Below are 13,627 nucleotides of genomic sequence, written 5' to 3'. Positions count from 1 at the left end.
GGGCGTGACCCGACATGCGCCAGCCTGCCCTCTGCCTGCGCCCCTAAGGCCGCGCCGGAAGAATCTCCCCCACACACGCGCCAAATCCCACGCGATACCCATCACCCTGGCACCAGCCGGCCAGCGTCAACTCGTCCCCGTCCTCGATGAACGTGCGTGTTCCGCCTTCGTTCAACTCCAGCGGCTTCTTGCCGTTCCATGTCAGTTCGAGCAGGCTGCCGTACGAATCGTCGGTCGGGCCGCTGATCGTGCCGGAACCCATCAGGTCGCCCACCCGCGTATTGCAGCCCGAGACCGTGTGATGCGCGAGTTGCTGCGCCATCGTCCAGTACATGTGCCTGAAGTTGGTTCGCGCGATCGTGCTTGCCTGCTTCGCCTGTTGCGGGCGCAGCATCACTTCGAGATGGATGTCGAACGCATGCTCGCCGTCGTGGCGCAGGTACGCGAGCGGTTGCGGCGCCTGCACCGGCTGCGCGACGCGGAACGGTTCGAGCGCGTCGAGCGTGACGATCCACGGCGAGATCGTGGTCGCAAACGTCTTCGCGTTGAACGGGCCGAGCGGCACGTATTCCCATTGCTGGATGTCGCGCGCGCTCCAGTCGTTGAGCAGCACCATGCCGAAAATATGCGCTTCGGCGTCGGCGCACGCGACCGGCTCGCCCAACGCATTGCCCGCGCCGATCACGAAGCCCGTTTCCAGTTCGATATCGAGCTTACGGCACGCGCCGAACACCGGACGCTCCTGATCCGGCAGCTTCAACTGGCCGTTGGGGCGGCGCACTGGCGTGCCGCTCACCACCACCGACGACGCCCGTCCGTTGTACCCGATCGGCATCTCCGACCAGTTCGGCAGCAGCGCATTCTTCGGATCACGAAACATCGAGCCGACATTCGTCGCGTGTTCTCTCGACGAATAGAAATCGGTGTAGCCCGGAATCCGCACCGGCAGATGCAGTTGCGCGTCGGCCTGGCGTACGAGTGCCTTCGCGCGCAACGCGGTGTCGTCGCGCAACGTCGCGGTGTCGCGTGCCAGCAGCATGCTCAACTGGATGCGCACGCTGCGCCATGCGTCGCGGCCGAGCGCGATGAAGTCGTTCAGCGTGTCGCTGGCGACGGCGCGGGCAAACCCATCGCCTTGCGCAGACCCGTTCAACAACCCCGCCTTCTGCAACGCGGCGAGGTCGACGATCTGGTCGCCGATCGCCACGCCCACGCGGCGCGCGTCGTTGTGCCGGTCGCTAAAGATGCCAAACGGCAGGTTCTGGATCGAAAAATCGTTGACCGGATCGTTGGCCGACTCGACCCAGCTTTTGCGCGACGAATCGAGCGTCGCCTGGAGATCGCTCGATGCGTTCATCGTTGCTCCGGATTGAAGTGTTTCTTGAGACCTTGCCAGCATTCGTAGTAATGCGCCTGCAATTGGGCAGTTTCGAGCGCGAAACGGGTGGGTTTGATCAGCGTGCGCGTTTCGAACATGAAAGCCATCGTGTCGCCGACTTTCTTCGGCGTCGACGTATCGCCGTTCGAGGCTTTTTCGAACGTGTCGGCGTCCGGCCCGTGACCCGACATGCAGTTGTGCAGACTCGCCCCGCCCGGCACAAAGCCCTCGGCCTTTGCGTCGTACACGCCATGCACGAGCCCCATGAACTCGCTCGCGACGTTGCGATGAAACCACGGCGGGCGGAACGTATCTTCTGCGGCGAGCCAGCGCGGCGGGAAGATCACAAAGTCGATCGTATCGACGCCTGGCGTGTCGCTTTGCGATTGCAGCACCAGAAAGATCGATGGGTCCGGGTGATCGAAGCTGATCGAGCCAATCGTGTTGAAGCGCCGCAGGTCGTATTTGTACGGCGCGTAGTTGCCGTGCCACGCGACCACGTCGAGCGGCGAATGGCCGATGTCCGCGCGCCACAGCTGGCCGTTCAGCTTCGCGACGAGTTCGAAGTCGCCTTCGCGGTCTTCGTAAGCGGCATGCGGCGTGAGGAAGTCGCGCGGATTGGCGAGACCGTTCGAGCCGATCGGGCCGAGGTCCGGCAAGCGCAGCAGCGCGCCGAAGTTCTCGCAGATATAGCCGCGCGCCGCGCCGTCCGGCAGGTTCACCGCGAAGCGCACGCCACGCGGAATCACCGCGATCTCGAAGGGCGCGAGTTCGATGCGGCCCATTTCGGTCGCGATCTCGAGGCCGCCTTCCTGCGGCACGATCAGCAATTCGCCGTCGGCGTTATAGAAGAAGCGCTCGTGCATCGAGCGGTTCGCCGCGTACAGATGAATCGCGCAGCCATTCATCGCTTCTGCGGCGCCATTGCCGGCCATCGTCACCCAGCCGTCGATGAAATCGGTCGGCTCGGCCGGCATCGGCAACGGGTCCCAGCGCAACTGGTTCGGCGGCGTCGGCGGCACGTCGGCGAAATTGGCGACGAGCCGCTCCGACGGTAGCGGCGTGAACGGCTTGTGCATGGCCGCCGGACGAATCCGGTACAGCCACGATCGGCGGTTATGACCGCGCGGCGCGGTGAACGCGGTGCCGGACAACTGTTCGGCATACAGGCCATAGGCCGCGCGCTGCGGCGAGTTGCGGCCTTCCGGCAGGGCGCCGGGCAACGCCTCGGTCGCGAATTCGTTCGCGAAACCCGATTGATAGCCCGGTTCGATGTCGAGCCGCGAACTGGCGGCAGGCGGACTACGAAGCGGCGTGCGTGTTGGGGTGTCCATACAAAGGTTCTCCGTAGATGCTCGACTCGTTTCGTCTCGCCTCGACTGCGGTTCGGATAAGCGGCCGGCGAAATCAGCACTCAGCCTGCAATTTACGAATAGTAAAACGAATTATGAATGGTGAAATTAACGTATACCCTGAAGTACGACGGCGGCAGGCGTTACCGCTCGTACGTACGCATGAGCGGCGGATAACGTTATGAGCATTTTGTTCATGTGCGCGGATTGCGGACTGCTACCATCAACGCATGCGGCAATCGAGTCGCGTTGCCGAGCGCCGTGTGCGCATTCACCATCGCCATTCATTCGCCTTCATGATTCCGCCGACCATCACCGATCTCGTTACCCGCGCCGCCGCTCACCCTTTTCTCGGCGAACATCTGGTGATGGGGCAAGGCGAGCATAGCGACATCGCGCTCGCACGGTTCGAGGACATCCAGCTCGCGAGCGCCTACGTGCCGATCTTCGATATCAGCGTGCATGCGTTGGCGCAGTCGCTGTCGTCGGGGGCCGAGGGAGTGGACCGTTTCGGCGACGAACTCGGCTTCCAGGCCGTCACCCATCAACTCGGCGCGGCGCCGTTCGACGTGTTCGATCCGTTCGACCGCGTCGGCAACGATCAGGAACTGGTCGCGCTCGACCGGATGTCACGCGCGCTGCACGCGATCAATTTCTTCGGCGCGCAGCGGCATGGGCTGCTGTTTCTGCGCGTGCACGAGCGTTTGCTCAAGAGCGTGAAGTACGACCACGGACGGCATTTCTCGACCGTGCTGATGTCGTTCGGATTGAACCCGTCGCGGGTGGTGATCGAATTGCCGGCGGCGGCGGTCGCGCATAAGACTTTTCTCGGCTATCTGACGAGGAGCTACCAGCACTACGGCTTCAAGGTGGCGGGCAACCTGTCCAACGCGGGGCAGATTCTGTCGGTATCGGAAACGGCGCGGCTCGACTTCATCAAGATGGATGCCGGCACCGCGTTGCGCGACGCGACGGTGAAGCCGCTCGTCGGCTATGCGGGCAGGCTGCGGATTCCACTGATTTTCAATCGCGTGATGGATGAAGCGCAGTTCCTCGCATTGCAGCAGTACGACGTTCGCTTCGTGCAAGGGCCGTTATTCACGGCGCACTATCACGACCGGGCGGCCTGATAGCGCGAGAGCGTGAGGTGGGCAATGTCCGCGATGCACGATGCGTGCGTCCCGCTTCTGCTTGCCACAGCCGGCTTGACGGCTTCAGCCCGGCTCGCCCAGACGTCGTGCGAGCGCCTTCAAACGCGGCGCGACATTTTCGCGAAACACCTCCTCGCCCATCGACGACGCCGGCCCGCTGCAACTGAGCACCAGCCAGCGCCCGTCGCGCGGTTCGCGAAACGGCACCGCGACCGCGTTCACATCGTCGTGCCACGCACGAAACGAATAGCAGCAGCGCTCCGTGGCGAATGCCTCGATTTCCTTTTCGGCATCGGCCACCAGCGTCGCGCCGACCTTCCCCGCGTTCTTGCGGAGTTCGGCCAATAACGCCGCGCGCGTGTCGGCCGGCTGGACCGCCAGGTACGCGCGACCCATCGAACTCGTCAGCATCGACAGTTTCGAGCCGGATGCGAGGCCGAGCGTCAGCGCGGTTTCGCTGCGGATCGTGTCGAGATAGATCATGTCGAGCCCGTCGCGGCACCCGAGCGACACCGCCGCGCCCACTTCGCGCGCAAACGCGCGCATATGCGGGCGGGCGAGTTCGAGCGTGTCGGTGCCCGATAGCAGCGCGAAACCGAGCGACAGCACGCCGGCATCGAGCGCATATTTGCCGTGGGATTCATCGAGCCGCAGATAGCCGAGCACCGTCAGCGTGTAGGCGAGACGGTTGACGGTCGCCTTCGGCAAGCCCGTGCGCGCGACGAAATCGCGGTTGCCGAGCATCGTTTCGCCAGGCTTGAACGCACGCAGCAGATCCAGCCCGCGTGCCAGGGCGACGACGAATTTGCGCTCGTCGACGGGTTCGGAGAAAGTGGATGTGTGCGTCATCGGGTGGTACACTCGGTCGTCGTTTGCAAAACATTGTTTCGCTTAGCGGAACTTAAGTCAAGCTTGGATCGCGCAAGAGATCAGGAGATACGTCATGGCCGAAGCCGCGCAGTTTCATTGGGAAGACCCGCTGCTGCTGGATCAGCAGCTCACCGAAGACGAACGCATGGTGCGCGACGCCGCCGCGGCCTATGCGCAGGACAAGCTGCAGCCTCGCGTGCTCGAAGCGTTCCGTCATGAGAAGACCGACATCGAGATCTTCCGCGAGATGGGCGAGCTCGGCCTGCTCGGCCCGACGATTCCCGAGCAATACGGCGGCCCCGGCCTGAACTACGTCGCGTACGGGCTGATCGCGCGTGAAGTGGAGCGCGTCGATTCCGGCTATCGCTCGATGATGTCGGTGCAATCGTCGCTGGTGATGGTGCCGATCAACGAATTCGGCTCCGACGCGCAGAAGCAGAAGTACCTGCCGAAGCTCGCCTCCGGCGAATGGATCGGCTGCTTCGGCCTGACCGAGCCGAACCACGGTTCCGATCCGGGCAGCATGGTCACGCGGGCGAAGAAGGTCGACGGCGGCTATTCGCTGTCGGGCTCGAAGATGTGGATCACCAATTCGCCGATCGCCGACGTGTTCGTCGTGTGGGCGAAGCTCGAGGAAGACGGCAAGGACACGATTCGCGGCTTCATCCTGGAGAAGGGCTGGAAGGGGCTGTCCGCGCCGACCATCCATAGCAAGGTGGGCCTGCGCGCGTCGATCACCGGCGAAATCGTCATGGACGAAGTGTTCGTGCCGGAAGAAAACCGTCTGCCGAATGTGGGCGGTCTGCGCGGCCCGTTCACGTGCCTGAACTCGGCGCGCTACGGCATCGCCTGGGGCGCGCTCGGCGCCGCCGAAGCCTGCTGGCACACCGCGCGCCAGTACGTGCTCGATCGCAAGCAGTTCGGCCGGCCGCTCGCCGCGAACCAGTTGATCCAGAAGAAGCTCGCCGACATGCAGACCGAAATCACGCTCGGCCTGCAAGGCGTGCTGCGCCTCGGCCGCATGAAGGACGAAGGCACCGCCGCCGTCGAGATCACGTCGATCATGAAGCGCAACTCATGCGGCAAGGCGCTGGACATTGCGCGGCTCGCGCGCGACATGCTCGGCGGCAACGGCATTTCGGACGAGTTCGGTGTCGCCCGCCATCTCGTGAACCTCGAAGTGGTGAACACCTACGAAGGCACGCACGATATTCACGCGCTGATTCTCGGTCGCGCGCAAACGGGCATTCAGGCGTTTTTCTGATGGCGTTGCTGAGGCGTTGATTGTGTTGTCGCGTCGAGCACGGCGCGATCACGCCGCTCAATGACAAAAGGCCGGTTCATGTTGAACCGGCCTTTTGTCATTGCGACTCCGCGTGATCGCGTTATCGCCAGTCGCGCGTTCCGCAGTGCATCAGACGCTCACTTGTTCGGCTGCGGCGTCATGCGCAGGTACGGACGCAGCGCCTTGTAGCCCTTCGGGAATTTCTGCTTGATGACTTCCTCGTCCTTCAGCGACGGAACGATCACCACGTCATCGCCCTGCTTCCAGTTGCCCGGCGTCGCAACCGAGTGGTTGTCCGTCAGTTGCAGCGAGTCGATCACGCGCAGCACTTCGTCGAAGTTGCGGCCGGTGCTGGCGGGATACGTAATGGTGAGACGCACCTTCTTCTTCGGATCGATCACGAACAGCGAGCGGACCGTGAAGGTTTCGCTCGCGTTCGGGTGGATCATGTCGTACAGCTCGGAGACCTTGCGATCGCCATCGGCGAGAATCGGAAAGCCGACGCTGGCGGCTTGAGTCTCGTTAATGTCCTTGATCCACTCCTTGTGCGACTCAGCGCTGTCGACCGACAACGCAATCGTCTTCACACCGCGTTTTTCGAATTCGTCGGCGAGTTTCGCGGTCAGGCCGAGTTCGGTTGTGCAGACCGGCGTGAAGTCGGCGGGGTGCGAGAACAGCACACCCCAACTATCGCCGAGCCATTCATGAAACTTGATGCGGCCGACACTCGATTCCTGCTCAAAATCCGGCGCAATATCGCCAAGACGTAGACTCATGGTGGATCCTCCTGTGGGTACCAGTTCAGATATCGGATTCGGCGCGAGCGTTTGCCCGCAACATCTCGCGGAACATAAAGCATACGGCAGGCACACTACATGACGAAGGAACATCGCGTCACTACTTTATGCGTTTTTGTAATTTTCGCCGATTTGGTTGAAACTTTGCGGGACAGATCAACTCCATCTTAAGCAAACTTTGGTTGGAGCTACCCTTCAGGGTGAGTTTTTCGTACTTTGCGTAACCGGGAATGGTTCGTGCATCGATTCGACTCGACCGGGCACTGCGCTCGCCAGCGGCCGTTTCTTTGGTTACGATTCACGCGTGGCGTGAGATAAAGGGGAGCTGTCAATGTCGGAAATCAACAAGGAGAGATTGATGTCGGATATCAAAACCGTCCTCGCGGACGCCGAGGATCTGCTGAAACAAGCCGCGAGCGCCACGGGCGAGCGCGCGTCGGAATTGCGTGAAACGGCGCTCACGCGCCTGAAGCAGGCTAAAGAAAAGGCGGCTGACGTGCAGGTCGTGGTAGTCGAAAAAGGTAAGAAGGCTGCCCGCGCCACCGACGATTATGTGCATGAGCATCCGTGGGCGTCCATCGGAATTGCCGCGGGCGCTGGCGTGCTGCTGGGGCTGTTGATCAACCGCAAGTAACGCTGGTGCGGCTGTCGGACGAAGCTGGTCCGGCGCATCAGTATTCGAGTTGACCGGCGCACGCCTGGCCGGTCCGCTTCTCTTGGCGCGCACGCTTCTCACGCGCCCTCACGCGCAACGCCCACAGCCATGACGATCGACACCCAATCGCAGCGCGGAGAACATAGTCCGCTGCGCCGCATTATCGGTTCCGTGTTTGCGATTCTGCAGACGCGGCTTGAACTGGTCGGCATCGAAATCGCCGAAGAAAAAGACCGCCTGCTCGGCGTGCTGTTCCTCGGCCTCGCGGCGATGATGCTGGCCACCATGGCGCTGATCGCCCTGACTGCGCTGATCGCCATCGCATTCTGGGACACCTACCGATGGCAGGCGCTCGCCGGCATCACGGCGGTCTATGCGATTGCCGGCCTCGCCTGTGCGCTGAAAGCGCGCAGCGGCTTGCGCAATGCGCCGCTGGTTTTCGAAGCGACCATCGCAGAGTTCGAGAAAGACCGCGAAGTGTTCCGCAAGCCGTGACATGCAAGGCGCGACGGGCGCGCTTCAATGTTTCGCGCCTTAATTGAGATTCGCAAGCAACATGTAGCACCGTTTAGTCTCGTCGTTAGCCTCGTCGCCTAGTTGCGTCGTTGACTGTCCCACCCACACTGCCGCCGACACGCCATGAGCCATTCCGATACCGCATTCCGTAGCAAGCGCCACCACGCCAAAGAGTTGAGCGCGCCGCACTTGCGCGCGCTGCGCAAGGAATTGCTGATGGTGCGTGCGGATGTCGAGCGCATGGAACTCGCTCAGGCGACCCTCGATTTGCGGCAGGCGGTCACGCACTTCAGCTGGCTGAAATTCATCCTGCCGGGCTTTGGCGGCATGCGGACCGGCAGCGGCTCGAAGGCACACTTCGTCAATGCAGGAACCATTGGGGCGTTGCTCAAGCAGTATCCGTTCGTCAGCTCGGTCATTTCGATGCTAATCGCCAAGCCACTGCGCGCGACCGTCGTCGCTGGTGCAAAACCCGCGCTCAAATGGGGCAGCCTAGGCCTCGCGGCCTGGGAAGCGTATCGGATCTGGCAGCAGATGAAACGCGATTCCGGGTCGTCTGCCGGCGTGAAGGCCGAGTCGACGGATAGCGGGTATTAAGTGGATGCGGCGGAGTGGGCTGATGGCGGATGGCGGATGGCGGATGGCTGATGGCTGATGGCTGATGGCTGATGGCTGGTGGCTGGTGGCTGGTGGCTGGTGGCTGGTGGCTGGGGGCTGGCGGCCGGGTTGCTCAGTTGCTCAGTTTCGACGTCTCCGCTGAGTCGTTAATCCGCTAGGTCGTACTCCAGCATTCGCTGCTTGCCGGGGCTACCCCGCCAGCAACGCTTCTATTGCCCCGCTGGCCCGTCGCATCAAGCGCAAACGTACCGCACGGGTCGTCGCCCATCGGGCCGGATTGTTCCGGCGCCGCCTCGATGGCGTAGCCGCCGTTTGTGTCGTCCGCCGGCAACACGTGCAAACGATAAATCGGCGTACCGAACTGCGGCGCCTGGTCCAAACCGGGCGGCAGCGTCGACATGCCATCGCTCGCCGCGCCCTCGACGAATTGCGCTGCCCGATACAACGCGGACGCCGCGTCGATACGATGGGTTCGCGCCACGTGACTGCGATACGAAGGCACGGCAAACGCGGCCAGCGTCGCGGCTACTGCCAGCGCGATCATCAGTTCGAGCAACGTGAATGCGGATGTGTACGTTCTCATCATGCACCTCCCGTCAAAATGGCCGTGCAGCGACCCGTCGCCAATGACGCTCGATCGTCTCGCCGTCGATCACCAGTTCCATCTGAAGCCATGCCTGGGACTCACCGGTCCGGCCGAAACCACGCGCCGTCAGTAAATACGCGCGAGCTTCAGCGCGGGTGGATAGACGCCACGCCTCGATCAGACACTGCGGCGCGCGCGACGAGCCGGACCATTGCGCGACAGGCGTGACGGCGCCGGCTTCGAACGCGCTTTCGAGTTTCCATTGCGCCGGCTCGCCATACGCGGCTTGCGGCGCTGCGGGAGCGTCGGCACCAGCAGCAATAACGCTCCGGGCGCACAGGTTCAGCGCCGAGTCCGCAGCGTGGAAAGCCTGCAAATAGTCGCGCACGTCGGTGGTTGCGCGAGCAGCCGCGAGCGATGTTTCGAACCAGGCTGCCGAGGTCGCCAGCATCATGGCTGAGATCAGCAGCACAATCGGCAGAACGACGCCGCTGTGACGCATAAGTGCAGCATGACCACTGAGGCTAAGGCGAAGTAAGCGTACGGGCTGCGGCTCATTCTTACGCCGCTCGCGCTTCCCATGCATGCGGCGCAGCACCGCTGTTGCCTGTCGCTCGATCACAGTGAAACCTCCGCCTGATTGCGTAGCGCCACGCGCCGCGAGAAAGCTTGTCGCGGCCGCTGGTCGGCCCCGAGCGTGCTGACGCCGTCGCAATCGACGTAGCGTGAACGCTGCCCCTCTGGCGCGCCGCGTACCAGCACGCAAAGGTCGACGGCAACGATAGCCGGCCATTGGTCAGCCTGAACCGCTGAAGCATCCATCGCGTCAGGAGCGCCAGCCAGCCAGTATTTGATCCGTACTCGCTCGACACCCTCGACCAGCGGCTGCGCGGACCCCGAGTTGCCATTGCCTTCGCAGTAAAGCTCCGGCTCGCCGCTCGACGTGCTGATATTGGCAAAGTACCGGTTGACCACCAGCGCGCCTTGGCCGGCGAGCATCGCGGTGCCGGCTGTTACGGCTTGTCCGAGACAATCGGTTGCTTGCCCGCTTGTCGATGGCCACGCGGACACACTATCTCCTACATAGCGGACGACGACGCCGTCCGAGCCGCCCGACAGTTTCGTGCAAACAATGCTGTCGTCCGCACCCGTCGGGCGGCCACCTGAACATCCGAACAACGCCGGAGGACCGTCGTAATGCAGAACGTCCGCAGGGACGAAGCTGGTCATTTGCAGTTGCTGGCCGATCAACGTCAGCGCGGTCAAGCCAGCCTCGCGCATTCGCATCGCGTTGCTCGCGTGTTCGAACGCGCTTCGCTGCGTCGTATAGAGCGACACTGCGCCCGCCGTCACTACGAGCCCCAACGCCATGGCGATCACAAACTCGAGCAACGTATGACCGGAAGCTGTATGCCAACGCCGCATCATTTCGCAAACGCCAATGCGACGCACGACGAGCCGGCGGGAACATCCGCGCCGCCACAAGACTCCGGTTTGTCGATTACCTCATCGGTACGCGGCATATCGTGCACGGCTGCCCATGTCACAAGCGCCGCCGACACGCCCGCGCTCTCGCCTACCGACGCCTCGCCGTGTGGCAGGAGCATGTTTGCCCGTGCGCTCCATTGCCGGGTTGCAGCATCCATTGTCGAAGGTGCATAGGCCGCCTCGGCAACGGAATCAGCGATCCACGCCGCGTGTTCGCGCATCGACATCGCGCGCGCTTCCCGTGCGGTCCATAGTTGACCGGCGATCAGGCCTAGCGCCGTTACGGCGATCAACGCGACGGCCAGCATGACCTCAATCAACGAACTGCCCCGGCACGTCGCTGCGCAGCGGCGCGAGCCGTAGGTCGGTGAATCGCGCATCATGACGCCGCTCCGCAGGCGCCCTCGGCGAGTCGCGCGCGACCGCCCGCCGCAATACGGATACAGCGCCGCCACTTGTCGCCTTGCGTCGCTTTGGTGGGCGTTCGCGGCGCAATATCGAAACTGCGGAAAGCGCCGATCAATTGGCCCGCCGGGGGCGTGAACGTGAGATTCGTCTGCACGCCGGTAATACTCACCGCAGCAAGCAGCGGTTGTGCTCGCAGCAGCGAGAGCGTGCCGCCGCGCTCAGCCAGTACGGCCCAGCCGCATGACCAGTCGGTGATGCCGTCGCCACAAGACTGTCCGGCGGCAAGGCAAGCTCGCGCCGCATCGATCCGGCACACGGTGACGCGTGCGCCGCGGCGAAACGATTCGCTGCGCGCGTAGGCGAGTGTCGACACAAACGCCTTCGCACGTGCGTCGACCTGATCGCGCACGTGCCACGCGACGAACGACGGCGTGGCCATGACCGCGATCACCGCCAGCAGCGCGACCACCGCCAGCGTTTCGACAAGCGTGAAGCCGCCGCGCGACGGCCAGCAAAGCGCATCGTATTTCATCTGCATTCCTGATCGTTGGGAGAATGCAGCCAATCTAGCGACTCGCGAACGGTTCGACAATCGGCCGGATGGCCAGATGGTATTCGGACGCTATCCCGCGCAAAAATGCACGCGACGAACCATCAAGGAGCGGGAGAGACTGATGCGCGAATTAACGCGTGGGACCACGGCTGCGCAGGCACAATGCGCAGCGCGACGACAGTCAGCGCTTACGCGCAGGCTTGGGCGGAGAAGAGGCGCGGCGAAATTCTTCGATCACGTCTTCGAATTCGGAGACGTCTTCGAAGCGCCGGTAAACGGAGGCGAAACGAACGTAGGCAATGGTGTCGAGAGCACGCAACTCGTTCATGACGAGTTCGCCGAGGCGCTCGCTGCGCACCTCGCGCTCGCCGCTGCCGAGCAATTGATACTCGATGCGGGCGACCGCCGCGTCGATCGCGTCCGCCGCCACCGGGCGCTTGCGCAGCGCCAGTTGCATGCTCGCGACGATCTTGCGGCGGTCGAATTCCGTGCGGCTGCCATCCTTCTTGACGACCGACGGCAACGCCAGCTCGACCCGCTCATACGTCGTGAAACGTTTGTCGCAGGCCGGGCAGCGGCGGCGCCGGCGAATCGTCGCGCCGTCTTCGGATACGCGCGAGTCGACGACCTGCGTATCGGCGTGCCGGCAGAAGGGACAATGCATGACGGCTTACTTGTAGACCGGGAAACGCTGCGTCAGCTCGGCGACCTGGCCGCGCACGCGGTCGATCGTGGCGGTGTCTTCCGGATTGTCCAGCACGTCGGCAATCAGGTTACCCACCAGCTCGGCTTCCTTGACGCCAAAGCCACGCGTGGTCATGGCCGGCGAGCCGAGACGCACGCCGCTCGTCACGAACGGCTTTTCCGGATCGTTCGGAATCGCGTTCTTGTTGACGGTGATGTGCGCCGCGCCGAGGGCCGCTTCCGCTGCCTTTCCGGTGATCTTCTTCGCGCGCAGGTCGACCAGCATCACGTGGCTTTCGGTGCGGCCCGACACGATGCGCAGACCACGCTTGACCAGCGTTTCAGCCAGAACGCGCGCGTTTTCGACGACCTGTTGCTGGTACACCTTGAATTCCGGCGACAGCGCTTCCTTGAACGCGACGGCCTTGCCGGCGATCACGTGCATCAGCGGACCGCCCTGGATGCCCGGGAAGATGGCCGAGTTGATCTGCTTTTCGAACTCGGCCTTCATCAGGATCACGCCGCCGCGCGGGCCGCGCAGGCTCTTGTGCGTGGTGGTGGTGACGAAGTCCGCGTGCGGCACCGGGTTCGGGTAGACGCCCGCGGCGATCAAACCGGCATAGTGCGCCATGTCGACCATGAAGTACGCGCCGACCGACTTGGCGATCTTCGACAGACGTTCGAAATCGATACGCAGCGCGAAAGCCGACGCGCCCGCGATGATCAGCTTCGGCTTGTGTTCCTGCGCGAGCTTTTCCGCGGCGTCGTAGTCGATGTCTTCGGCTTCGTTCAGGCCATAGCTCACCACGTTGAACCACTTGCCGGACATGTTGACCGGCGAGCCGTGGGTCAGGTGGCCGCCGTGCGCGAGGCTCATGCCCATGATCGTGTCGCCCGGCTTGAGCATCGCGAAGAACACGCCCTGGTTCGCCTGCGAGCCGGAGTTCGGCTGCACGTTGGCGGCTTCGGCGCCGAACAGCTCCTTCACGCGGTCGATCGCGAGCTGCTCAGCGATGTCGACGTATTCGCAGCCGCCGTAGTAGCGCTTGCCCGGATACCCTTCGGCGTACTTGTTGGTGAGTTGCGAGCCTTGCGCAGCCATCACAGCCGGGCTCGTGTAGTTTTCCGACGCGATCAGTTCGATGTGCTCTTCCTGACGGCGGTTTTCCTGCTCGATGACCTTCCAGAGTTCAGGATCGACGTTGGCGATGGTGCTTTGGGCTCTGTCAAACATACGGATTCCGTTGAGTGTGTTCAGGTTGACCGGATCATGCGCCGAATCTTGC

Annotated in this window: 16 protein-coding genes; 5 read left to right on the top strand and 11 right to left on the bottom strand. The window is 63.1% G+C overall.

Features of this window, described 5'->3' with window-relative positions; all coding sequences use genetic code 11:
* Positions 1-43 precede the first annotated feature (43 nt).
* Complete coding sequence (gene fahA / locus ACZ9H4_RS05390; RefSeq protein WP_476118407.1) at positions 44-1,357, bottom strand: fumarylacetoacetase; 1,314 nt, start codon at positions 1,355-1,357, stop codon at positions 44-46.
* On the bottom strand, positions 1,354-2,712 hold the full coding sequence (hmgA, locus tag ACZ9H4_RS05385; protein WP_408324977.1) for a homogentisate 1,2-dioxygenase: 1,359 nt from the start codon (positions 2,710-2,712) through the stop codon (positions 1,354-1,356). Before hmgA ends, fahA begins: the two co-directional genes overlap by 4 nt.
* 314 nt (positions 2,713-3,026) lie before the next feature.
* On the opposite strand from hmgA, the gene ACZ9H4_RS05380 reads away from it, so the two are divergent.
* The gene (locus ACZ9H4_RS05380) at positions 3,027-3,860 is read left to right on the top strand and encodes an EAL domain-containing protein (RefSeq protein WP_476118652.1); all 834 of its coding nucleotides are present in this window, start codon (positions 3,027-3,029) and stop codon (positions 3,858-3,860) included.
* An 84-nt stretch (positions 3,861-3,944) separates the two neighbouring features.
* On the opposite strand, the gene ACZ9H4_RS05375 is transcribed toward ACZ9H4_RS05380, so the two are convergent.
* A complete protein-coding gene (locus tag ACZ9H4_RS05375; protein ID WP_476118406.1) occupies positions 3,945-4,730 on the bottom strand; it encodes an IclR family transcriptional regulator in 786 nt (261 codons plus the stop codon).
* A gap of 94 nt (positions 4,731-4,824) precedes the next feature.
* Here ACZ9H4_RS05375 and ACZ9H4_RS05370 point away from each other — a divergent pair, with 94 nt between their 5' ends.
* A complete protein-coding gene (locus ACZ9H4_RS05370) occupies positions 4,825-6,015 on the top strand; it encodes an acyl-CoA dehydrogenase (protein ID WP_408144249.1) in 1,191 nt (396 codons plus the stop codon).
* A gap of 158 nt (positions 6,016-6,173) precedes the next feature.
* Here ACZ9H4_RS05370 and ACZ9H4_RS05365 read toward each other — a convergent pair whose 3' ends face one another.
* On the bottom strand, positions 6,174-6,812 hold the full coding sequence (locus ACZ9H4_RS05365) for a peroxiredoxin (RefSeq protein ID WP_408154763.1): 639 nt from the start codon (positions 6,810-6,812) through the stop codon (positions 6,174-6,176).
* A 352-nt stretch (positions 6,813-7,164) separates the two neighbouring features.
* Between ACZ9H4_RS05365 and ACZ9H4_RS05360 the strand changes: the two genes are divergently transcribed.
* The 3 genes from ACZ9H4_RS05360 to ACZ9H4_RS05350 all read left to right on the top strand — a co-directional run bounded on the left by ACZ9H4_RS05360 (position 7,165) and on the right by ACZ9H4_RS05350 (position 8,601).
* A complete protein-coding gene (locus tag ACZ9H4_RS05360) occupies positions 7,165-7,467 on the top strand; it encodes an ElaB/YgaM/YqjD family protein (RefSeq protein WP_007179108.1) in 303 nt (100 codons plus the stop codon).
* 129 nt (positions 7,468-7,596) lie between these two features.
* Positions 7,597-7,983, top strand: coding sequence for a phage holin family protein (locus tag ACZ9H4_RS05355; protein WP_408144245.1), 387 nt, complete (start codon positions 7,597-7,599; stop codon positions 7,981-7,983).
* A 144-nt stretch (positions 7,984-8,127) separates the two neighbouring features.
* Positions 8,128-8,601, top strand: coding sequence for a DUF3318 domain-containing protein (locus ACZ9H4_RS05350; RefSeq protein ID WP_408144243.1), 474 nt, complete (start codon positions 8,128-8,130; stop codon positions 8,599-8,601).
* Positions 8,602-8,776: 175 nt separating this feature from the next.
* On the opposite strand, the gene ACZ9H4_RS05345 is transcribed toward ACZ9H4_RS05350, so the two are convergent.
* The 7 genes from ACZ9H4_RS05345 to glyA form a co-directional block, all read right to left on the bottom strand.
* Entirely contained in the window at positions 8,777-9,208 is a 432-nt protein-coding gene (locus tag ACZ9H4_RS05345; protein ID WP_408154759.1) for a type IV pilin protein, read from the bottom strand.
* A gap of 10 nt (positions 9,209-9,218) precedes the next feature.
* Entirely contained in the window at positions 9,219-9,710 is a 492-nt protein-coding gene (locus ACZ9H4_RS05340) for a pilus assembly PilX family protein (protein ID WP_408325018.1), read from the bottom strand.
* Positions 9,711-9,826: 116 nt separating this feature from the next.
* The gene (locus tag ACZ9H4_RS05335) at positions 9,827-10,636 is read right to left on the bottom strand and encodes a PilW family protein (protein WP_408324979.1); all 810 of its coding nucleotides are present in this window, start codon (positions 10,634-10,636) and stop codon (positions 9,827-9,829) included.
* Positions 10,633-11,079: a type IV pilus modification PilV family protein gene (locus ACZ9H4_RS05330; protein WP_408144238.1), complete on the bottom strand. Its 447-nt coding sequence runs from the start codon at positions 11,077-11,079 to the stop codon at positions 10,633-10,635. The genes ACZ9H4_RS05335 and ACZ9H4_RS05330 overlap by 4 nt, the downstream gene beginning before the upstream one ends.
* Positions 11,076-11,642, bottom strand: coding sequence for a GspH/FimT family pseudopilin (locus ACZ9H4_RS05325; protein ID WP_408324981.1), 567 nt, complete (start codon positions 11,640-11,642; stop codon positions 11,076-11,078). The genes ACZ9H4_RS05330 and ACZ9H4_RS05325 overlap by 4 nt, the downstream gene beginning before the upstream one ends.
* Positions 11,643-11,838: 196 nt before the next feature.
* The gene (gene nrdR / locus ACZ9H4_RS05320; protein ID WP_042328342.1) at positions 11,839-12,321 is read right to left on the bottom strand and encodes a transcriptional regulator NrdR; all 483 of its coding nucleotides are present in this window, start codon (positions 12,319-12,321) and stop codon (positions 11,839-11,841) included.
* 6 nt (positions 12,322-12,327) lie between these two features.
* Positions 12,328-13,575, bottom strand: coding sequence for a serine hydroxymethyltransferase (glyA, locus tag ACZ9H4_RS05315; RefSeq protein WP_408144234.1), 1,248 nt, complete (start codon positions 13,573-13,575; stop codon positions 12,328-12,330).
* Positions 13,576-13,627: the final 52 nt, after the last annotated feature.

Source organism: Paraburkholderia sp. TE9906, assembly GCF_056279605.1.
The sequence above is the reverse complement of the archived record's forward strand: the minus strand, read 5'-3'. Positions and strand labels throughout refer to the sequence as shown.